Consider the following 21,651-nt stretch of genomic DNA (forward strand, 5'->3'; position numbering starts at 1 on the left):
CGAGGTCGCCTCCATGTTCGACGAGGTGGCACCGCGCTACGACGTCGTCAACGACCTCCTCTCCCTCGGCCAGACCCGCCGGTGGCGCAAGGTCGTGGTGGACGCCGTCGCGGCCAAGCCGGGCCAGCGCGTCCTCGACCTCGCGGCCGGGACCGGCACCTCCGCCGAGCCCTACGCGGACGCCGGGATCGACGTCGTGGCCTGCGACTTCTCGCTTGGGATGCTCAAGGTCGGCAAGCGGCGCCGCCCTGACATCGACTTCATCGCCGGCGACGCCACGAACCTGCCGTTCGCCGACAACTCCTTCGACGCCGTCACGATCAGCTTCGGCCTGCGCAACGTCAACGAGCCGCACAAGGCGCTGGCCGAGATGCTGCGCGTGACGAAGCCGGGCGGCCGGCTCGTCATCGCCGAGTTCTCGTCGCCGGTCAACCCGATCTGGCGGACCATGTACCTCGAGTACCTCATGCGCGCGCTGCCGGAGATCGCGCGCCGCGCCTCCTCGAACCCGGACGCGTACGTGTACCTCGCCGAGTCGATCCGGGCCTGGCCGGACCAGGACAACCTCGCCGCGTGGCTCGCGATGGACGGGTGGGAGAACATCGCCTACCGCAACCTGACGGGCGGGATCGTGGCCGTGCACCGGGCCTACAAGCCCGTCTCGCCGGCATCCTCCACCGGTCCGCTCGCGAAGGTGCGCCGCACCCGCCGCGCATCGCGCTGAGCTGAGTCCCATGGAGGTCCTCGTCATCGGGGCCGGCCCTGCCGGCTCGACCGCTGCCCATTACCTCGCGCGCTCCGGCGTGCCCGTCACGGTCCTCGAGAAGACCCGCTTCCCGCGGGAGAAGGTCTGCGGCGACGGGCTCACGCCCCGCGCAGTGCGCGAGATGCAGTTCCTCGGCCTGCCGCATGCCGCCGAGGACGGCTGGCGGCGAAACCGCGGCCTGCGCCTCATCGCCGGCGGCCGCACGCTCGAGCTCCCGTGGCCCGCGCTCGGGGACTTCCCCGACTACGGGCTCATCCGCACCCGCCTCGGCTTCGACGAGGCCCTCGCCGAGCACGCCCGCGGCGCCGGCGCGCAGATCCTCGAGGGGCACTCGGTCACCGAGGTCATCACGGACGACGGCGGCCGCGTCGTGGGTGCCCGCGCCCAGCTTCTCGACGGGGACGGGAAGAAGACGGGGGAGACGCGCGAGTTCCGCGCCGACGTCGTCCTCGCCGCCGACGGCAACTCGACCCGCGCCGCCGTGTCCCGCGGCCTGGCGAAGCGCGACGACCGGCCCCTCGGTGTCGCCTACCGCACGTACTTCACGAGCCCGCGCCACGAGGACGACTGGATGGAGGGCTGGCTCGAGCTCCCGGGCGCCGACGGCAAGCCGCTCCCCGGGTACGGGTGGGTGTTCGGGGTAGGCGACGGGACCTGCAACGTGGGCCTCGGGATCCTGAACTCCTCCAAGGAGTTCGGCAAGCTCGACTACCGGCAGGTGCTGCGCGAGTGGACCGCCGGGATGCCGGGGGAGTGGGGCTTCGACGAGGCGAATCAGGTGGGTCCGATCCGCGGCGCCGCGCTGCCGATGGGCTTCAACCGCACCCCCCATGTGGTCCCCGGCATGGCGCTCCTGGGCGACGCCGGCGGGATGGTGAGCCCGTTCAACGGCGAGGGCATCTCCTACGCGATGGAGTCGGGGCGCTTCGCGGCGCAGTACCTCGTTGACGCGGCAGCAGCCCAGCGCGCGGCGGGCCGGGCGCGGGCGGACGCGGCCGACGTCGACCGTCGCCTCGCCGCCTACGCAGACCGGGTGCGCCGCGAGTGGGGCAGCCACTTCACGCTCGGCCGCATGTTCGCCGCGCTGATCGGGCACCCCGCCGTGATGCGCGCAGCCCTCGCGACCGGGATGCCGGTACCGCCGCTCATGCGGTTCGTGGTTCGCCTGCTGGCCAACCTCACGGACCGTCCCGGCGGGACCCTGCCCGACGCCGCGATCCGGGTCCTCGAATCGCTCGTCCCCGCCACGTCCAACACCGTCCCTCCCCGCGATGCGTCCGTGCGGCGCCACGAAAGCTAGGCTTGAGACCGTGACTGAATCTGCAGACAGCCGCTGGACGCACGCGGGGCACGGCCGCCCCGAGTCCGCCGAGCCGCCCCCCACCACCACGGCGATCGCCGTCGGCATGCAGCTGCCTGCCGGCTTTGCCGCGATTGCCGAGGACGATGTCCTGGGGCCTGCGATCACCACGAGCATGGCGCGCGTCGAAAAGGTCCTCCGCGAGGCCATCTCCAACTCCGACCCGCTGGCCGACGCGACCAGCCGGCACCTCATGGAGGCCGGGGGCAAGCGCATCCGCCCGCTGCTGACGATCCTCGCCTCCCACCTCGGCGACCCCGAGCGTGCGGAGGTGCTGCAGGCTGCGGCCGTCGTCGAGCTCACGCACCTCGCGACCCTCTACCACGACGACGTCATGGACTCCGCGCCGTACCGCCGCGGGGCGCCCACCGCGCACGAGGTCTGGGGCAACACCGTCGCGATCCTCGCCGGCGACCTCATCTTCGCGCGCGCCTCGATCCTGGTCTCCGACCTCGGCGGCCGGGCGCTCGCCATCCAGGCGCGCACGTTCGAGCGGCTGTGCCTCGGACAGCTCCACGAGACGGTCGGGCCCCGCGAGGGCGAGGACCCCGTGGCGCACTACATCTCCGTCCTGGCCGACAAGACCGGTTCGCTCATTGCCGCCTCGGGGCAGTTCGGCGTGATCTTCTCGGGTGCGCCGGCAGAGTTCGAGTCCGTGCTGGTGGAGTACGGCGAGAAGGTCGGCGTCGCGTTCCAGCTCGCCGACGACGTCATCGACGTCACCGGCGGGCGCGCCTCCTCGGGCAAGATCGCCGGGACCGACCTCCGCGAAGGGGTGCCCACGCTGCCCGTGCTGCTGCTGCGCCAGGCCGCGGCCGACGGCGATGCCTCCGCCGCGCGCGTCGTCGCCCTCGTCGACGGTGACCTCACGGACGACGATGCCCTGGCCGAGGCCGTCGAGGCGCTGGCCGCGCATCCCGCGACCGACCAGGCGTGGGCCGTGGCGCGGGACTGGGCCGACGCCGCGAAGGCCGCCCTGGAGCCGCTGCCGGAAGGCGTCGTGAAGGACTCGCTGGCGGCCTTCGCCGACGCGGTGGTGGACCGCCAGGCCTGACTCCTCGAGGTCACCCGGTGTGGTGCCGAGGTCACCCGGTGTGGCGCCGAGGTCACCCGGTGTGGTGCCGAGGTCACCCGGTGTGGTGCCGAGGTCACCTCTACTGACGCTGAGGTCACCCCGTGTAGAGCCGGGGTCACCTCTACTGACGCTGAGGTCACCCCGTGTGGAGCCGGGGTCACCTCTACTGGGGTCACCTCTACTGACGCCGAGGTCACGTCCTGTGATCTCCGGGGCCTTCCTAGAGGGTGACCTCGCCGTCAGAGGGGGTGACCTGGGCGTCAGTAGGGGTGATCTCGGCGTGACGGGCGTGACGGGCGTGACGGGCGTGACGGGCGTGACGACCTTGGAGCCCTGTGACAGGCTGCGACCCGTGTGACAGCCTGCGACCCGTATGACAGCCTTCGACCCCTTAAACGGGTGGCCCCGGGACTCGGCTTCTGCCGATTCCCGGGGCCGTTTTCCGTTCGCACCCGGATTCACTGGAGGCTAGTAGTGAACCCATGAACAAGCATATGACAGATCTGTAAAAAGTCCAGTGATAGACGTAAATCAGTTTTCAGAACGGTTACTGGACGGTAGCCGCCCGGTCAGTCGGCCTGCTCGTCGTCCTCGCTGAAGACCCACTCGAACATGTCGAAGGTGAACTCAGAGAAGGTGCCGTCCTCCGAGACCCACTCGCCGCGCGCGTTGTTCTTGCGGTAGACGATCGGGTCCGGGACGCGCAGGTCCCCGGCGCGGAAGCCCCAGGTGAACTGCTCCTCCTCGTCCTCGAGGAACATGAGGAACCCCTCCTCGTCGATCTCGAGCTCCTCGGGGTCCCAGAAGTAGTGGTACGCCTCCATGAGCTCGGACCCGCCGAGCGCGAGGTAGAACTCGCGCAGGACCAGCGGGATGGTGAACGCATGCTCTTCGAGCGCCGCGTCGAGCTCGTCCTCCGAGAGGCCGTCTGCCGGCTGCCAGGGATCCTCGAGGTACTTGGGGACAAGCGCGCGGAACTTCTCCAGGAACATCTCGTTCATGCTGCTCATCCTAGTCGCGCCCACGGCGCACGTTTCGGCGGCGTAAACAGCCCCGGGAGTAGGCTCCCCTCATGACCCAAGACATCCTCGTGGCGTGTGCCCACGGCACCAGCAGTGCGGAGGGGCGGGCCGCCATCCTCGCGGCCGTCGACCAGATCCGCGCGGCACGCCCGGAGCTGTCTGTGCTCGACGCGTACGTGGATGTGCACGGCCCCGAGCTTCCCGAGGTCGTGGCAGGCCTGCCCGAGAGGGCGCGCGCCGTCGTCGTGCCCCTCCTGCTCAGCGTCGGGTACCACGTGCGCGTGGACATCGCGAAGGCCGTCGCCTCCCGGCCGGGCACCCTGAGCGCGGGCCCGCTCGGCCCCGACGAGCGGCTCGCCGGCCTGCTCGTCCAGCGCCTCGGCGAGGCCGGGCTGGGAGCGGACGACGCCGTCGTGCTCGCCGCCGCCGGCTCGAGCAACCCCGAGGCGGCGGCGGACGTCGAGCGCCTCGCGGACATGCTCCGCCACCGCATCCGGAACCGCATCCTGCCGGGCTACGGGGCCAGCGCCTCGCCGACCGTCCCCGAGGCTGTCGCCGAGCTGCGCGCAGAGGAGGCCACCACCCGGGCAGACGGCTCGGCGGCCGACGGCGTGCGCGTCGTCATCGCGTCCTACCTCCTCGCGCCGGGCTACTTCCACGACCAGCTCGCCAAGGCCGGGGCGGACGCCGTCACGGCGCCGCTGCTGCCCTCGGAGGCCATCGCGCAGATCGCCCTCGACCGCTACGACGCGGCCGTCGCGGAGGCGAGGTGACGCAGCAGACCAAGGGCCCGTCCGCGGCCCTCCTGTTCGTCCTCGTCTGCGCCATGGGCGTCGGCCCGCTGCTCAACTACGGCATGAGCGCGCTCAGCCCGCTCATCATCGCCGACCTCGGCATCACCCAGTCGCAGTTCGGCCTCCTGGCGGGGGCCGTCTTCGCGTCGGCGGCCGTGAGCAGCTTCTCCCTCGGCCGGCTCAGCGACCGCGCGACCACCCGGACCCAGCTGGTCCTGATCTTCGGCGGCACCGTGCTCGCGCTCGTGATCGCCGCGCTCGCCCACAGCTTCTGGGTGCTGCTCGCCGCGGTCATCCTCGCCGGCCCGTCGCAGGCGATCTCCAACCCGACCACGAATCGGGTCATCGTCGCCTCGGTCCCGCAGGCGAAGCGGCCCGGCTGGATCGGCATCAAGCAGTCCGGGGTGCAGGCGAGCCAGCTGTTCGCCGGCCTGTTCTTCCCGGCGGTCGCCCTGTGGCTGGGCTGGCAGTGGTCGTTCGGCCTCACCGCGGTGATCGCGGCGGCCCTCCTCGCGTACGGGCTCGCCAAAGTGCCAGGGGACTCCGCCGCAGCGCGCACTCCGGCGGCGCGCACCCACGGCGGCCGACTCCCGTTCCCCGTGTGGCTCTTCGCCGGGTTCGCCTTCTTCGCGGGCATGGGGATGCAGGCCACCAACGTCTACCTGCCGCTCTTCGCCGTGCGCGAGCTGGACTTCCCCCTCGTCCTCGCGGGCGCGGCGGCCGGCGTCTCCGGGATCGTGGGCGTCTCCTCCCGCATCGTCTGGGGGCGGCGGATGGCCCTCGGCGCACGGCCGTCGGTGCTGCTCCTCACGCTCGCGGCAGGGGCCATCGTGGGTGTGCTCTGCCTGCTCGCGGCCGGTGCGTGGGACGTGCCGGCGCTCCTGTGGGTCGGTGTGGCCCTGCACGGGGCGACCGTGCTGGGGGCGAACGTCATCATGAACGCGGCGGTGCTCGTCGTCGTGCCCCGCGAGCGCATCGGAGCGGCGTCGGGCGTCCTCGCGGCGGGGATGTACACGGGCTTCGCGCTCGGCCCGCTCATGATGGGCGTGCTCGCCGACGCTACGGGAACGTTCGACGCCGGGTGGCTCGCCGTGGGCGCTGGGTACGCGGTGTGCGCGGGGCTGGCCGTGTGGCTCATGCGCTACGGTGCGACCCACCCGTGGACCTCGTTCAGCGGCAAGTGAGTCAAGCCTTTCCCGCGATGTTGCGCGCGAGTGCGACGAAATGTGTCCTCTCGTGACCGTGCGTTGCAGGGGCCTAGGGACGCGACGAGGAGGCTCCGTACCCTCGAAGGCATGACTGAGACTGCTGCACCCGAGCGCACCGCCGGAACCGAGCGCCCCGCTCGGCCCGAGACGGCACGGCCTGCGCGCCCCCGGGCCGCCAAGCCGAATGGGCAGTGGAAGGTGGACGGCACCGCTCCGCTGAACTCCAACGAGGCGTGGAAGCAGGAGGACGGCGGCCTCAGCGTCCGCGAGCGGATCGAGTCGGTCTACGCCGCGGGCGGGTTCGACTCGATCGACCCGACCGACCTCCACGGCCGCTTCCGCTGGTGGGGCCTCTACACCCAGCGCAAGCCCGGGATCGACGGCGGCAAGACCGCCACGCTCGAGCCGCACGAGCTCGAGGACCGCTACTTCATGATGCGCGTCCGGATCGACGGCGGCGCGCTCACCACCGAGCAGCTGCGCGTCATCGGCGAGATCTCCCGCGACTTCGCCCGCGGTACCGCGGGCATCACCGACCGGCAGAACATCCAGCTGCACTGGGTCGAGATTGAGAACGTCCCGGAGATCTGGCGCCGACTCGAGTCGGTGGGCCTGCGCACCACCGAGGCGTGCGGCGACGTCCCGCGCGTCATCTTGGGCTCCCCGGTCGCGGGGATCGCCGCCGACGAGCTCCTCGACCCGACCCCGCAGATCCGCGAGATCGCGGACCGGTACATCGGCGACGACTCCTTCGCGAACCTCCCGCGCAAGTACAAGACCGCCATCACCGGCCACCCGTCCCAGGACGTGGTCCACGAGATCAACGACTTCGCCCTGATCGGCGTCGTGCACCCGGAGCTCGGCCCCGGCTACGACCTGTGGGTCGGCGGCGGGCTCTCGACGTCGGCGCACCTCGCCGTCCGCCTCGGCGCGTTCGTCGAGCCTGCCCGTGCCGCCGAGGTGTGGGTCGGCGTGACGAGCATCTTCCGCGACTACGGCTACCGGCGCCTGCGCAACCGCGCCCGCCTGAAGTACCTCGTGGCGGACTGGGGCGCCGAGAAGTTCCGCGAAGTCCTCGAGACCGAGTACCTCTCCTCGCCGCTTCCCGACGGCCCCGCCGCCGAGACGCCCACGACGCCGGGCGACCACGTGGGCGTGCACCGCCAGAAGGATGGGCGCTTCTACATCGGCGCGACCCCGACCGTGGGCCGCGTCTCCGGCGAGGTCCTCGTGAAGCTCGCCGACCTCATCGAGGCCCACGGCTCCGCCCGCCTGCGCACCACACCCCACCAGAAGATCGTGGTGCTCGACCTCGAGCAGGACCGCGTCGACTCGCTCGTCGCCGGCCTCGAGGAGCTCGGGCTGTACGCGAACCCGAGCCCGTGGCGCCGCTCGACCATCGCCTGCACCGGCATCGAGTTCTGCAAGCTCGCGATCGTGGACACGAAGGACACTGCGACCGATGCGATCGCCGAGCTCGAGAAGCGCATCCCGGCCAATCAGCTCCTCCGGCCCCTGACGCTCCACGTCAACGGCTGCCCGAACTCCTGCGCGCGCATCCAGACGGCGGACATCGGCCTCAAGGGCCAGCTCCTCCCCGACGGCAACGGCGGGCAGACCCCGGGCTTCCAGGTCCACCTCGGCGGCGGCCTTGCCTCCGACACCCGTGAGGAGGCCGGAACCGGCCGCACCGTGCGGGGCCTCAAGGTCACGGCCGAGGACCTGCCGGACTACGTCGAGCGCGTCACCCGCCGGTTCATTGCGGACCGCGCCGACGAGAACCAGACGTTCGCCGAGTGGGCCCTCGCGGCCGAGGAAGAGGCACTCCAGTGAGCACCGAGCAGGTTCCGACTCCGGTGGTTGAGCGGCGTTCGTCGAGCGAAGCGAAGCGAAGTCGAGACGCAGCAGCGGAGCCGACGGTGGTTGAGCGGAGCGCAGCGGAGTCGAAACCCCAGGCTTCCGCTGCGCTCAACCGCCGCTCGGTCGAGGAGCTCAAGGCCCTGGCCGAGGCCGGCGCCGCCGAGCTCGGCTGGGACGCGTCCGCCGAGGAGGTGATCGGCTGGGTGGCGAGGAACTTCGCGGTGGAGGCGACCGCCGTCGCCTGTTCGATGGCCGACGCCGTGCTGCCGGCCTTGGTCGCGGACCAGCTCCCCGGCGTCGACGTCCTCTTCCTCGACACGGGCTACCACTTCCCGGAGACGTACCAGACCCGCAACGAGGTGGCCGAGAACCTGCGGGTCACCATCGTCGACGTGACGCCGAAGCAGACCGTCGCCGAGCAGGACACCGCCGAGGGCAAGGACCTCTTCGCCCGCGACCCCGGCCGCTGCTGCGCCCTGCGCAAGGTCGAGCCGCTGCACCGCGCGCTCGCAGGCTACGAGCTCTGGTTCACGGGCGTGCGCCGCGACGAGGCGCCCACGCGCACGAACACGCCGCTCGTGACGTGGGACGAGAAGAACGGCCTCGTCAAGGTCAACCCCGTCGCCCCCTGGTCCTTCGAAGCGCTCGTGCAGTACTCCGAGGACAACCTCCTGCCCGTCAATCCCCTCCTTGCCCAGGGCTACCCCTCCATCGGCTGCGCACCCTGTACCCGCGCCGTCGCCCCCGGAGAAGACCCCCGAGCCGGCCGCTGGTCCGGCTCCGACAAGACAGAATGCGGACTCCACGTATGAGCACTCCCACCGACACGCTGGTCGAGCCGGCCCGAAACCAGAATGGGGTTTCGGCTCCGCTCAACCCCCGGGCGCTGCCCCTCCTCGACGCCCTCGAGGCCGAGTCGATCCACATCATCCGCGAGGTCGTCGCCGAGTTCGAGCGCCCCGCGATGCTGTTCTCCGGCGGCAAGGACTCCGTCGTGATGCTGCACCTCGCGGCGAAGGCGTTCTGGCCCGGGAAGATCCCGTTCCCCGTCCTGCATGTCGACACGGGCCACAACTTCCCCGAGGTCCTCGACTTCCGCGACCGCACCGTGGCCCGGCTCGGGCTCAAGCTCGTGGTCGGCTCCGTGCAGGAGTTCATCGACCGCGGCGAGCTCGCCGAGCGCGCCGACGGCACCCGCAACCCGCTCCAGACCGTCCCGCTCCTGGACGCCATTGAGCGCAACCGGTTCGACGCCGTGTTCGGGGGCGGCCGCCGCGACGAGGACAAGGCCCGCGCCAAGGAGCGCATCCTGTCCCTGCGCGACGAGTTCGGCCAGTGGGACCCGCGCAACCAGCGCCCCGAGCTGTGGAACCTGTACAACGGCCGCCACACCGTGGGCCAGCATGTGCGCGCGTTCCCCATCTCCAACTGGACCGAGCTGGACATCTGGCGCTACATCGAGCGCGAGAACATTGAGCTGCCCTCGATCTACTACGCCCACGACCGGGACGTCTTTGTCCGGGACGGGATGTGGCGCGCCGTGGGCGAGGTGAGCCAGCCGCGCGAGGGTGAGGACGTCGTCGTGCGCACCGTGCGCTACCGCACGGTGGGGGACATGTCCTGCACCGGCGCCGTGCTCTCGGACGCCTACACCGTGGCCGACGTCGTGCGCGAGGTCGCCGCGTCGACGCTCACCGAGCGCGGGGCCACCCGCGCGGACGACCGCATCTCCGAGGCGGCGATGGAAGACCGCAAGAAGGACGGGTACTTCTGATGAACACGCCGATTCCGCCGGCTGAGCTCGCCGAAACCAAGACTGCCGAGACCACCCTGACCGAGGGCACCCTCTTCCGATTCGCGACCGCCGGGAGCGTCGACGACGGCAAGTCCACTCTGGTCGGAAGGCTCCTGCACGACTCCAAGGCGATCCTCGCCGACCAGCTCGACGCCGTCGCGCGGACCTCCGAGGCGCGCGGCTTCGGCGGAGAGAAGGGCGGCCTGGACCTGGCGCTGCTGACCGACGGCCTGCGCGCCGAGCGCGAGCAGGGCATCACGATCGACGTCGCGTACCGCTACTTCGCGACCGACCGCCGCACGTTCATCCTCGCGGACTGCCCCGGCCACGTGCAGTACACGAAGAACACGGTGACCGGCGCGTCCACCGCGGACGCCGTCGTGCTGCTCATCGACGCGCGCAAGGGCGTGCTCGAGCAGACCCGCCGGCACCTCTCCGTCGCCGCCCTGCTCCGGGTGCCGCACGTCGTCGTCGCGGTGAACAAGATCGACCTCGTCGACTTCTCCGAGTCCGTGTACACCGAGATCGCGGCCGACGTCGCGCGGCTGGCTTCCGAGCTCGGCCTCCGGGAGGCCGTGGCCGTGCCGGTGTCCGCGCTCGACGGCGACAACGTCGTCGACCGCTCCGACCGCACCCCGTGGTACGCCGGGCCGACGCTCATCGAGCTGCTGGAGGCGCTGCCGAGCACGGACGAACTCGACGACGAGCATGAGGCGTTCCGCTTCCCCGTCCAGACGGTGATCCGGCCGCAGGGCGCGCTCGCGCCGGGCCTGGACGAGGAGGCGTTCCGCGACTACCGCGCGTACGCAGGCCAGGTGACCGAGGGCGTCGTGCGCGTGGGCGACCGCGTCGCCGTGGTGACCCCGGGCCAGGCCGCCCGCGAGACCACGGTGGTGGGGATCGACGTCGCCGGTCAGACGCTGAGCGAGGCCGCCGCGCCCCAGTCCATCGCGCTGCGCCTCGCAGACGAGTTCGACGTCTCCCGCGGCGACACGATCGCCGCCGCCGGGACGCTCCCCGAGAGCACCCCGGACCTGTACGGGTCGCTCGCGTGGTTGTCCTCGAAGCCGCTGCGCGAGGGCGCGAAGGTGCTCGTGAAGCACGGGACCTCGACCGTCCGCGGGCTCGTGCGGGCCGTCACGGGCAAGCTGGACCTCGACACGTTCGCGGTCGCGCCGGCGTCCGAGCTCGCGCTCAACGACATCGGCGAGGTCCAGATCCGCCTGGCCGCCCCGCTGCCGCTCGAGCCGTACGCGACCCACCGCCGCACCGGGGCGTTCCTCGTGATCGACCCGCAGGACGGCAACACCCTCGCGGCCGGGATGGTCCGCCAGCACCCGGGCGACACCGAGGACGAACGGTACTGGATCTAGGGCCTCACGCTGGTTGAGCGGAGCGAAGCGGAGTCGAAACCACACCACGACTCAACCGCCGCTGGTTGAGCGGAGCGAAGCGGAGTCGAAACCACACCACGACTCAACCGCCGCTGGTTGAGCGGAGCGAAGCGGAGTCGAAACCACACCACGACGGCGCCCGCTCACCTTCGCAGGTGGCGGGCGCCGTCTGCATGGGCGAGACGGGACTTGCGGCCGTGGTGCCGCGACGCCGGCAGCGCCTACCGTCGGAGCATGAGCACAGCGCCTCAGCCCGCGCCCCCGCGGTCCCGGCCGTGGTGGCCGTGGCTCGCCCTCGGCCTCGGTGCGACCCTGATCCTCGCCGGCGCCGCGGGCTTCCTCGCCCTGAGCTCCGGCGGCGGCGTCTTCGGGCAGTCGGCCACGACGAACCGGACCTTCACCGAGCACATCTCCAAGGTCGAGGTCCGCGGCGGCTCCGGGACCATCGACATCCGCGCAGGCGGCACGCCCGGCCGGATCGAGGTGACCCGCGAGGCCCACTGGGGCCCCTTCAACGCCCAGCCCGCGCCCGAGGAATCGGTCGACGCACAGACACTGCGGCTCGCCGCGGGCTGCTCCGGCTTCCTGTCCTGGTGCTCGATCGACTACATCCTCTCCGTCCCAGACGGGACCGCGGTCTCGATCGACCAGGGCTCGGGCTCGGTCACGCTCACCGGACGGCTCGGGAGCACGGACGCCAAGACCGGCTCCGGGACCGTCACGGCTCGCGGGATCGCGGACTCCCTGCGCCTCGAGACGGGGTCCGGGAGCATCACCGCCTCTGACCTCCAGTCTTCCCAGGTCACCACGCACACCGGAAGCGGCAGCATCACCCTCGACCTCGCCCGTGCCGCGAGCTCCCTCGCCGCCGAGACGGGGTCCGGCAGCATCACGCTCCGCGTCCCGCAGGGCTCCTACGCCGTGGACGTGGACACCGGCTCGGGCAGCCGCCAGATCGACGTGGCATCCGACCCGAAGGCGCCCAACCGCATCCAGGCCAGGACCGGCTCGGGCAGCGTCAGCGTCCACTACCGCTGACCGGGCACTAGCCTCGATCCATGGAGGCCTCGCCGAACCCAGTCGCCGCCGCGCTCGCCGCGGGCGAGACCCTCGTGCTCGACGGCGGGCTCGCGACCGAGCTCGAGACCCGCGGCTTCGACCTCGCCGACCCGCTGTGGTCCGCGAAGGTCCTCCTCGAGGCGCCCGATGCCATCGAGGCCGTCCACCTCGACTACTTCCGCGCCGGTGCCCGCGTCGCGACCACCGCGAGCTACCAGGCGTCGCCGGCCGGCCTCGCGAGGCGAGGGCTCAGCGGCCAGGAGGCGCTCGACGTCGTCCGCCTGAGCGTCCGCCTCGCCGACAGCGCACGACGGCGGCGCCTCGCCGAGCAGCCCGGGTCGCCGGAGCTCTTCATCGCCGGGTCCGTGGGCCCCTACGGCGCGTACCTCGCCGACGGCTCCGAGTACCGCGGAGACTACAGGCTCACCCGCGGGCAGTTCCTGGCCTTCCACCGGCCGCGGGCGGAGGCGCTGCTCGAGGCCGGCGCGGATGTCCTCGCGTGCGAGACCATCCCTTCGGGGGACGAGGCCCTCGCGCTCGCGGACCTCGTCGAGCACCTCGGCGCCACGGCGTGGCTCAGCGTGACCCTCCGCGACGCCGAGCACCTCAGCGACGGCAGCCCGCTGCACAGGATCGCCGGCGAGCTGACCGGCCGACCCGGGCTGGCCGCCGTCGGCATCAACTGCGTCCCGCCCGCCCTGGCGAGCCGCGGGCTCGCGCAGCTGGCCCGGTCCACGAACGTCCCCCTGGCGGTGTACCCGAACGCCGGGGAGCCCTACGATCCCGACACCAAGGCATGGGGCGCCCCGCATCACACGGCGCACGACGGCGCGGAGCACGACGCCGGCGTGCTCGCCTCGCGCGCAGGGGAGTGGCTCGGCCTCGGTGCGCGTCTCGTGGGAGGGTGCTGCCGCACGACGCCGGCGGACATCGCCGCGCTCGCCCGGGCCGTCCAATGAATGGACACCTAACAAGACGACCTGCGCCCCTCACTGCTAGCGTCGGAGGTGCACAGTACGGCGCCGCGGCCGCACCTTCTCCGAGAGCGTCCTCCGGCCGCCGTGCTCGTACCAGACGTGCTCCAAGGGGCCAGAATTCGTGACGGTTGCCCGAGTCCCGAGGCGGGCCCGGGGGAGGGAAGGAAGCAATGACTGAGAGCCAGCAGGGCGGATGCCCTGTCGCGCATGACAGCGTGACCTCGCACGGCAGCGAGAGTGAGAACCCGGCGATCGACTCGCCGAAGCCCAAGGCGCACCGCCCGCGCAAGAACTCGGACTGGTGGCCCAACCAGCTCGACCTGACGGTGCTCCACGCGCACAGCCCCGCCGGCAACCCGCTCGGCGAGGACTTCAGCTACCGCGACGAGTTCGCCAAGCTGGACGTCGAGGCGCTCAAGCAGGACATCGCGACGGCGCTCACCACGTCCCAGGACTGGTGGCCCGCCGACTTTGGCCACTACGGCGGGCTCATGATCCGCCTGAGCTGGCACGCCGCGGGCACCTACCGCGTCTTCGACGGCCGTGGCGGCGCCGGCGACGGCTCCCAGCGGTTCGCGCCGCTGAACAGCTGGCCGGACAACGCCAACCTGGACAAGGCCCGGCGCCTCCTGTGGCCCGTGAAGCAGAAGTACGGCCAGAAGATCTCCTGGGCCGACCTCATCGTCCTCGCCGGCAACGTCGCGCTCGAGTCGATGGGCTTCGAGACCTTCGGGTTCGCCTTCGGCCGCGAGGACGTGTGGGAGCCCGAGGAGATCTTCTGGGGCACCGAGGACACGTGGCTGAGCCCGGACCGCTATGTCGGCGAGAAGGAGATGGTCCCGGTGGTCGGCGCCACCGAGATGGGCCTTATCTACGTCAACCCGGAGGGCCCCCAGGGCAACCCGGACCCTGCGGCGGCCGCGGTGTTCATCCGCGAGACGTTCGGGCGCATGGCGATGAACGACGAGGAGACCTTCGCGCTCATCGCCGGCGGCCACACGTTCGGCAAGACCCACGGCGCGGCTCCGGCAGACGCCCATGTCGGCCCCGAGCCGGAGGGCGCGAACCTCGAGAACCAGGGGCTGGGCTGGCTCAGCAACTACGGCACGGGCAAGGGCGGGGATACGATCACCTCGGGCCTCGAGGTCACCTGGACTGACCGCCCGACCCAGTGGAGCAACCGCTTCCTCGAGATCCTCTTCGGCTACGAGTGGGAGCTCACCAAGAGCCCTGCCGGCGCCCACCAGTGGGTCGCCAAGGACGCGCCGGAGATCATCCCGGACCCGTTCGACCCCGAGAAGAAGCACCGGCCCACGATGCTCACGACCGACCTCTCGCTGCGTGTCGACCCCACGTACGAGAAGATCGGGCGCCGCTTCCTGGAGAACCCGGACGAGTTCGCGCTCGCGTTCGGCAAGGCCTGGTACAAGCTCCTCCACCGCGACATGGGTCCCGTGGGCCCGCACATGCTCGGGCCGTGGGTCCCGGAGCCGCAGCTCTGGCAGGACCCGGTCCCGGCCGTCGACCACGAGCTCGTGGACGAGGCCGACGTCGCCGCCCTCAAGTCCCGGCTCCTCGACTCCGGCCTCACGCCCGCGCAGCTCATCGCGACGGCCTGGTCCTCGGCGTCGACCTACCGCAAGACGGACCGTCGCGGCGGGGCCAACGGCGCCCGCATCCGCCTCGCGCCGCAGCGCGGCTGGGAGGTCAACGAGCCGGAGCAGCTCGCCGCCGCGCTGCAGACCCTCGAGGGCGTGCAGCGGCAGTTCAACGACGAGCAGACGGGCGGGAAGAAGATCTCCCTCGCGGACCTGATCGTCCTCGGCGGCTGTGCCGCGGTCGAGAAGGGGGCCCGTGACGCCGGCTTCGACGTGACGGTTCCCTTCCGGCCGGGCCGCACGGACGCGACCCAGGAGCAGACCGACGTCCAGTCGGTGGCGTACCTCGAGCCGCGCGCCGACGGGTTCCGCAACTACCTCCGCGCTGGCGAGAAGGTGCCGGCGGAGACCCTGCTGGTGGACAAGGCCTACATGCTGGGCCTGTCCGCCCCGGAGATGACGGCCCTCGTGGGCGGCATGCGCGCGCTCGGCGGCAACATCGGCGGCTCCGCGCACGGCGTCCTCACCGACCGGCCCGGGGTCCTGACGAACGACTTCTTCGTCAACCTCCTCTCGCCGGGCACTCAGTGGAAGGCCTCGGAGAGCGAGGAGAACGTCTACGAGATCCGCGACGTCTCCACGGGCGAGCTGAAGTGGACGGCCACCGCGGTCGACCTGATCTTCGGCTCGAACTCGCAGCTCCGCGCCCTCTCCGAGGTCTACGCGAGCGAGGACGCCAAGGAGAAGTTCGTGAACGACTTCGTGGCGGCGTGGACCAAGGTCATGGAAGCGGACCGCTTCGACCTGCGCTGATCCCCGCAGCCTGCGAGAGGCGCGGTCCCTTCGGGGGCCGCGCCTTTCGCGTTCCCGCGGCACCGGCGGGGACGCCGCGCGGCGGTCTGTGACGCCGCGTGACGCAGCGTGAACGCCCGTGACCGGACCCTTGGCCGGCGGAACCCGCCGCGTCCATGCTTGAACGCATGATCCCGCAGGACCGCACCCGCATGGTGGCCGGCACGCCCCGATGTCGGGCTCGTCGATAGGCCCCACCCGAGACCTGCCGACCCTGCGAGAGACCGAGGACCACCTCATGACCCAGAGCACCGAGACGCCCGCCAGCCGCCCGGGCACCATCCGCATCACCGCCGACTCCGCCGAGAGGGAGGCGACGCGCGGGCGAGGGTTCAAGCTCGGGCTCGCCGCCGCGGTCGTGCTCCTGCTCGGCGCGGCCGCCGCGATCGCGACCGCCGTGAATCCCGGCGAGAAGCCGACGGCGTCCGCGGCCGCAGCCGGGACGCCCGCGCCGCAGCTGCGGCTGGGCTACTTCGGCAACGTCACGCACGCGCCGGCACTCGTGGGCGTCCAGAACGGGCTCGTCGCCGACGCGCTCAAGGCCGCCGGGACCGACACCCTGGCCACTCAGGTCTTCAATGCCGGCCCCGCGGCGATCGAGGCCCTCAACGCCGGGGCGATCGACGCCGCCTACGTCGGTCCGAACCCGGCCATCAACTCCTTCGTCAAGAGCAACGGCCAGTCCATCGCCGTCATCGCCGGGGCTGCCGCCGGGGGCGCACAGCTGGTGGTGAGGCCGGAGATCACGTCCCCCGACCAGCTCAGGGGCAAGGTCCTGGCCACGCCGCAGCTCGGCGGGACGCAGGACGTGGCCCTGCGTGCCTACCTCGCCTCGAAGGGCCTGGCCACGACCCCGAACGGCGGCGGAGACGTCACGGTCAATCCCACCGAGAACGCCCAGACGCTCAAGCTCTTCCAGGACGGGAAGCTCGACGGCGCGTGGCTGCCCGAGCCGTGGGCGTCCCGCCTCGTGCTGCAGGCCGGGGCCAAGGTCCTGGTCGACGAGAAGGACCTCTGGGACGGGACGGGCACCGGCAAGCCGGGGCTGTTCCCGACCACCGTCCTCATCGTCAACAGGACGTTCGCCGCCGAGCACCCCCAGACCGTCGAGGCGCTCCTGAAGGGGCACGTCGCCGCCGTCGACTGGCTCAGCAGGGCCAGCGCCGCGGAGAAGGCAAGCACGGTCAACGCCGGCCTCAAGTCAGCCTCCGGCGCCGAGCTCCCCGCCGACGTGATCGAGCGGGCCCTGGCCAACATCACCTTCACGACCGATCCGCTCGCCGGCGCGTACCCGAAGCTCCTCCACGACGGCGTCACCGCCGGCGTCACGAAGGAGGCCGACCTCACCGGCCTGTTCGACCTGCACTGGCTCGAGGAGGCCACCCGATGACCGTACTTCTCGAAAACCTCGGCAAGCGCTTCGGCGACGGCGCGCCCGTCCTCGACGGCGTGAACGCGAGCATCGCCCAAGGCGAGTTCGTCGCGCTGCTGGGCGCCTCCGGCTGCGGCAAGTCCACGCTGCTGAACATCATCGCCGGCCTCGAGCGGCCCACCGCGGGCGCGCTCGAGGTGCCGGCCGACGGCGCCGCGTTCATGTTCCAGGACGCCGCCCTCTACCCGTGGCTCACCGCGCGCGGGAACATCGAGCTCGCGCTCAGGCTCCGCGGCGTCCCAAAGGCCGAGCGGCGGGCGCGCGCCGTCGAGCTCCTCGACCTGGTCCACCTCGGGGAGGCGGGCGACAAGCGGCCGCACGAGCTCTCTGGCGGCATGCGCCAGCGCGTGGCGCTCGCCCGCGCGCTCTCGCAGGACCGGCAGGTCCTCCTCATGGACGAGCCGTTCGCGGCCCTCGACGCCATCACCCGCGACCTCCTCCACGAGGAGCTCACCCGGATCTGGCGCGAGACCGGCCGGACCATCATCTTCGTCACCCACAACGTCCGCGAGGCCGTCCGCCTCGGCCAGCGGGTGCTGCTCCTCTCGTCGCGGCCCGGCCGCGTCGTCGCCGAGTGGGCGGTCCCCGACGCGACCAAGCACGACGCCGCCGCTGCCGCCGCCCTCACCGGGCAGCTCACCTCACGACTGCGCGAGGAGATCGCACGCCATGGCAAGTAACTCAACCCTCGAGAAGGAGCCCACGGGCATTTCCGTCGGCGCCGTCGGCTCCGTCGATGCGGCCGAGCTCCGTGCCCTCGAAGCCGGCCTCGACGAGCTCCAGTCCGACACGGTCAGGCGGCGCCGCGACTGGAGCCGGGCGCTCCTGCCCCTCGCGGCCGTCGTCGTGCTGCTGCTCGCGTGGCAGCTGTACGTCAGCCTCGGCCTCAAGCGCCGCGACCTCGTCCCCGGCCCGCTCGACGTCCTCGGCTCCCTCGCCCAGCTCTGGGGCGAGGGCACGGTGCAGGAGGCGGTCTGGACGTCGCTGCAGCGCGGCCTTCTCGGCTTCGCGGTGAGCGTCGTCGTCGCCACCCCGCTCGGACTGCTCCTCGGCCAGGTCAAGACCCTGCGCCGCGCTTTCGGGCCACTCATCTCGGGCCTTCAGGTGCTCCCGTCGGTCGCATGGGTCCCGGCGGCGATCATCTGGTTCGGCCTCACCGACGCCACCGTGTACTTCGTGGTGCTCATGGGCGCGATCCCCTCGATCGTCAACGGGCTCGTCTCCGGAATCGACCAAGTCCCGCCGCAGTACCGCCGGGTCGCGACGGTCCTTGGCGCCTCGCGCACCGAGCTCGCGCTCCAGGTCATCCTCCCCGCGGCCCTCCCCGGCTACGTCGCGGGGCTCAAGCAGGGCTGGGCCTTCTCGTGGCGCTCCCTCATGGCGGCGGAGATCATCGCCGTGGGCGGCACGATGGGCTTCGGGCTCGGCTCCCTCCTCGACCAGGGCCGGACCCTGAGCGACATGGGCGTGGTCATGAGCGCCATCCTCATCATCCTCGGCGTCGGTGTACTCATCGAGCTCGCCGTGTTCGGACCCGTCGAGCGGCGCCTGCTGACGCGCCGCGGACTCCTGGCAGGAGGCACGCGATGAGCGGCATCGACCTGTACCCCACCTCGCTGCGCCTCCTCGGGCGGGAAGTGCTCGTCGTCGGCGGCGGCAAGGTCGCCGCGCGGCGTGCGCAGGGCCTGCTCGACGCCGGCGCGAAGGTGACCGTCGTGGCGCCCGAGGCGGGGCACGACGTCGTGCGCCTGGCCGAGGCGGGACTCGTCGCGTGGGAGCGCCGCGGGTACGAGACCGGCGACCTGGACGGCGTGTGGTTCGTCCAGACCGCGACCGGGGTGCCCGGCGTGGACACCCGCGTGGCCGCCGAGGCGGAGGAGCGGCGCATCTGGTGCGTCAACGCCTCTGACCACGAGGCCTCGGCCGCGTGGACCCCGGCGACCGCCCGGGTCGACGACGTCACCGTCGCCGTGAACGCCGGGGGAGACCCGCGGCGGGCCAAGGCGCTCAAGGACGCGATCGTTTCCGCGCTCCGCGAGGGCAAGCTGCCGCTGCGGCGCCACCGCGCGCCCTCCCCTGCGGGGCGCGTGTCCCTCGTGGGCGGGGGTCCCGGCGACACCGGGCTCATCACCGTCCGCGGCCGCCAGCTCCTGGCGGAGGCCGACGTCGTCGTGGCCGACAGGCTCGGCCCGCGCGGCCTCCTGGCCGAACTCTCCGACTCCGTGCGGGTCATCGAGGTCGGCAAGGCCCCCGGCGCGCACCAGGCCACCCAGCACGAGATCAACGAGATCCTCGTGCGCGAGGCGACGGCGGGGAACGTCGTCGTGCGGCTCAAGGGCGGCGACCCGTACGTCCTGGGCCGCGGGGGCGAGGAGGCCGAGTACTGCCGGCGCCACGGCGTCGACGTCGAGGTGGTCCCCGGCGTCACGAGCGCAGTCTCCGTCCCCGCCGCCGCCGGGATCCCGGTCACGCACCGCGGCCTCGCCACCGGCTTCTCGGTCGCGACCGGCCACGACGAGCTCGCCGAGCTGCCTGCCCGGCCCGACCACACGATCGTCCTGCTCATGGGCGTGCGCCGGCTGGCCGACTCCGTCGCCGTCCTGCGCTCCCGCGGCCTGGAGGGCGCGACGCCGGTCGCGATCGTCGAGCGCGGCTGGACGCCTGAGCAGCGCGTCACCATCGCGACACTGGGTACGATCGTAGATCGGGCCCGCGCCGTCGGAGTCGCGAACCCGGCCGTGATCGTCATCGGCGACGTCGTGCGCGTGAGCCCGTACGCGCCCTCGGACCTTCGCCGCGCCCCCCACCTGTCATCGACTGCTCCGTAGATGTCGTTCTGAGCACCCATAACGACATCTGCTCAGCAATGGATCACCACACCGAAGGAACCACCTAGTGTCGAACACCGCACCTGACCCCCGCGGCACCGCCGCCCGCCCGCTCCGCATCGCCGTCATCGGGTCCGGCCCCGCCGGCGTATACGCGGCGGACCTCCTGACCAAGAGCGCGCCCGTCTCGTCCGGGGAGCTCACGCTGAGCATCGACCTGTTCGACCGCTACCCGGCGCCGTACGGGCTCATCCGCTACGGCGTGGCGCCGGACCACCCGCGGATCAAGGGGATCGTCAACGCCCTGCACAAGGTGCTCGACAGGGGCGACATCCGCTTCTTCGGCAACGTCGACTACGGCACGGACCTCTCGCTGGCGGACCTCCAGCGCCACTACGACGCCGTGATCTTCGCGACCGGCGCCATCAAGGACGCGGACCTGAACATCCCCGGCGTCGAGCTCGAGGGCTCCTTCGGCGCGGCCGACTTCGTCTCGTGGTACGACGGGCACCCCGACGTTCCGCGCGAATGGCCGCTCGACGCGAAGGAGATCGCCGTCATCGGCAACGGCAACGTGGCTCTCGACGTCGCGCGCGTGCTCTCGAAGCACGCCGATGAGCTGCTCGTGACCGAGATCCCGGACAACGTCTACCGGATCCTGGCGGAGTCCCCGGTCACGGACGTGCACGTGTTCGGCCGCCGCGGCCCCGCGCAGGTCAAGTTCACCCCGCTCGAGCTGCGCGAGCTGTCCCACTCGCACGACGTGGACATCGTGCTGTACCCGGAGGACTTCGAGTTCGACGAGGCCTCGGACCGCGAGATCCAGAGCAACAACCAGGTCAAGACCATGGTCGGCACCCTCACCAACTGGATCGCGGAGCAGCCCGAGGACCTCTCCGAGCTGACCGCGTCCCGCCGCCTGCACCTGCACTTCCTGCAGAGCCCGGTCGAGATCGTCGACTCGCCCGAGGCCCCGGGGAAGGTTGCCGGGATCCGCTTCGAGCGCCAGGAGCTCGACGGCACCGGGAACGTCCGCGGCACCGGTGAGTTCACCGACTATCCCGTCCAGGCTGTCTACCGCGCGATCGGCTACTTCGGCTCGTCCGTGCCGGACCTCGAGTTCGACCACCGCCGCGGCGTCGTCCCGAACGACGGCGGCCGCGTCCTGGGTGCCGACGGCGCGTTCGTGCCGGGCGTCTACGCGACCGGCTGGATCAAGCGCGGGCCGGTGGGCCTCATCGGTCACACCAAGGGCGATGCCCTCGAGACCATCGGGCACCTGCTCGAGGCTCGCGAGGACCTTCCCGTCGCGGACGAGCCCGCCGAGGACTCGGTGACCGAGCTGCTCGCGTCGCGCGGCGTCGAGTTCACGACATGGGAGGGCTGGATCGCCCTCGACGCCCACGAGCAGGCGCTCGGCGCCGCCGCTGCCCCGGCTGTGACGCACAAGGGCGAGGTGGCGCGCGAGCGCGTCAAGGTCGTCTCCCGCGAGGAGATGGTGCAGATCTCCAACGGGGCCTCCATCCCCGGCTGACCCCACCACGTCCGCCGAGGTCACCCCGTGTGGGCGCGAGGTCACCGCGTGTGGGCGCGAGGTAACCGCGTGTGGGCGCGAGGTAACCGCGTGTGGG

General features: G+C 71.8%; 18 protein-coding genes. 17 read left to right on the forward strand and 1 reads right to left on the reverse strand.

The features are described from left to right. The first annotated feature begins 13 nt into the window (after positions 1–13). From ACQ5BE_RS07250 to ACQ5BE_RS07260, 3 genes are read left to right on the forward strand one after another with little or no spacing between them, the layout of a single operon-like run. Entirely contained in the window at positions 14–724 is a 711-nt protein-coding gene (locus ACQ5BE_RS07250) for a demethylmenaquinone methyltransferase (RefSeq protein WP_255405788.1), read from the forward strand. A gap of 10 nt (positions 725–734) precedes the next feature. Beyond that, positions 735–2,066 carry a geranylgeranyl reductase family protein gene (locus ACQ5BE_RS07255; RefSeq protein ID WP_430296343.1) on the forward strand — a complete coding sequence of 444 codons (1,332 nt, stop codon included), beginning with the start codon at positions 735–737 and terminating at the stop codon, positions 2,064–2,066. 10 nt (positions 2,067–2,076) lie between these two features. After that, positions 2,077–3,180 (forward strand): polyprenyl synthetase family protein, encoded by a 1,104-nt coding sequence (locus ACQ5BE_RS07260; RefSeq protein WP_413248498.1) that lies wholly within the window; start codon positions 2,077–2,079, stop codon positions 3,178–3,180. Between the two features lie 590 nt (positions 3,181–3,770). Here the strand turns inward: ACQ5BE_RS07260 and ACQ5BE_RS07265 are convergent. Further along, complete coding sequence (locus tag ACQ5BE_RS07265; RefSeq protein ID WP_208710184.1) at positions 3,771–4,202, reverse strand: SMI1/KNR4 family protein; 432 nt, start codon at positions 4,200–4,202, stop codon at positions 3,771–3,773. Positions 4,203–4,273: 71 nt separating this feature from the next. Here ACQ5BE_RS07265 and ACQ5BE_RS07270 point away from each other — a divergent pair, with 71 nt between their 5' ends. The 14 genes from ACQ5BE_RS07270 (at position 4,274) to ACQ5BE_RS07335 (ending at position 21,554) form a co-directional block, all read left to right on the forward strand. Further along, complete coding sequence (locus tag ACQ5BE_RS07270) at positions 4,274–4,996, forward strand: sirohydrochlorin chelatase (protein ID WP_430296344.1); 723 nt, start codon at positions 4,274–4,276, stop codon at positions 4,994–4,996. Further along, positions 4,993–6,201 (forward strand): MFS transporter, encoded by a 1,209-nt coding sequence (locus ACQ5BE_RS07275; RefSeq protein WP_430296345.1) that lies wholly within the window; start codon positions 4,993–4,995, stop codon positions 6,199–6,201. The genes ACQ5BE_RS07270 and ACQ5BE_RS07275 overlap by 4 nt, the downstream gene beginning before the upstream one ends. A gap of 111 nt (positions 6,202–6,312) precedes the next feature. Then, positions 6,313–8,058 (forward strand): nitrite/sulfite reductase, encoded by a 1,746-nt coding sequence (locus ACQ5BE_RS07280; protein ID WP_430296346.1) that lies wholly within the window; start codon positions 6,313–6,315, stop codon positions 8,056–8,058. An 86-nt stretch (positions 8,059–8,144) separates the two neighbouring features. Beyond that, a complete protein-coding gene (locus ACQ5BE_RS07285; protein ID WP_430296347.1) occupies positions 8,145–8,897 on the forward strand; it encodes a phosphoadenylyl-sulfate reductase in 753 nt (250 codons plus the stop codon). Beyond that, positions 8,894–9,859 (forward strand): sulfate adenylyltransferase subunit CysD, encoded by a 966-nt coding sequence (cysD, locus tag ACQ5BE_RS07290; RefSeq protein WP_430296349.1) that lies wholly within the window; start codon positions 8,894–8,896, stop codon positions 9,857–9,859. Before ACQ5BE_RS07285 ends, cysD begins: the two co-directional genes overlap by 4 nt. Continuing rightward, positions 9,859–11,253: a sulfate adenylyltransferase subunit 1 gene (locus ACQ5BE_RS07295; protein ID WP_430296350.1), complete on the forward strand. Its 1,395-nt coding sequence runs from the start codon at positions 9,859–9,861 to the stop codon at positions 11,251–11,253. Before cysD ends, ACQ5BE_RS07295 begins: the two co-directional genes overlap by 1 nt. A 255-nt stretch (positions 11,254–11,508) precedes the next feature. Next, positions 11,509–12,312 (forward strand): DUF4097 family beta strand repeat-containing protein, encoded by an 804-nt coding sequence (locus ACQ5BE_RS07300; RefSeq protein ID WP_430296351.1) that lies wholly within the window; start codon positions 11,509–11,511, stop codon positions 12,310–12,312. A 20-nt stretch (positions 12,313–12,332) separates the two neighbouring features. Then, entirely contained in the window at positions 12,333–13,292 is a 960-nt protein-coding gene (mmuM, locus tag ACQ5BE_RS07305) for a homocysteine S-methyltransferase (protein ID WP_430296352.1), read from the forward strand. 188 nt (positions 13,293–13,480) lie between these two features. Continuing rightward, positions 13,481–15,721, forward strand: a complete 2,241-nt coding sequence (gene katG / locus ACQ5BE_RS07310) for a catalase/peroxidase HPI (RefSeq protein ID WP_430296353.1) — start codon at positions 13,481–13,483, stop codon at positions 15,719–15,721. 277 nt (positions 15,722–15,998) lie between these two features. Further along, positions 15,999–17,150, forward strand: a complete 1,152-nt coding sequence (locus ACQ5BE_RS07315; protein ID WP_430296354.1) for an ABC transporter substrate-binding protein — start codon at positions 15,999–16,001, stop codon at positions 17,148–17,150. Beyond that, positions 17,147–17,872 carry an ABC transporter ATP-binding protein gene (locus ACQ5BE_RS07320; RefSeq protein WP_430296356.1) on the forward strand — a complete coding sequence of 242 codons (726 nt, stop codon included), beginning with the start codon at positions 17,147–17,149 and terminating at the stop codon, positions 17,870–17,872. The genes ACQ5BE_RS07315 and ACQ5BE_RS07320 overlap by 4 nt, the downstream gene beginning before the upstream one ends. Further along, entirely contained in the window at positions 17,862–18,782 is a 921-nt protein-coding gene (locus ACQ5BE_RS07325) for an ABC transporter permease (RefSeq protein WP_430296357.1), read from the forward strand. Before ACQ5BE_RS07320 ends, ACQ5BE_RS07325 begins: the two co-directional genes overlap by 11 nt. Beyond that, positions 18,779–20,020 (forward strand): uroporphyrinogen-III C-methyltransferase, encoded by a 1,242-nt coding sequence (gene cobA, locus ACQ5BE_RS07330; RefSeq protein WP_430296358.1) that lies wholly within the window; start codon positions 18,779–18,781, stop codon positions 20,018–20,020. The genes ACQ5BE_RS07325 and cobA overlap by 4 nt, the downstream gene beginning before the upstream one ends. A gap of 67 nt (positions 20,021–20,087) precedes the next feature. Next, positions 20,088–21,554 (forward strand): FAD-dependent oxidoreductase, encoded by a 1,467-nt coding sequence (locus ACQ5BE_RS07335; RefSeq protein WP_430296360.1) that lies wholly within the window; start codon positions 20,088–20,090, stop codon positions 21,552–21,554. The last annotated feature ends 97 nt before the right edge of the window (positions 21,555–21,651 follow it).

It is taken from the genome of Sinomonas sp. B1-1 (genome assembly GCF_050474465.1).
Taxonomy (GTDB): Bacteria; Actinomycetota; Actinomycetes; order Actinomycetales; family Micrococcaceae; genus Sinomonas; species Sinomonas flava.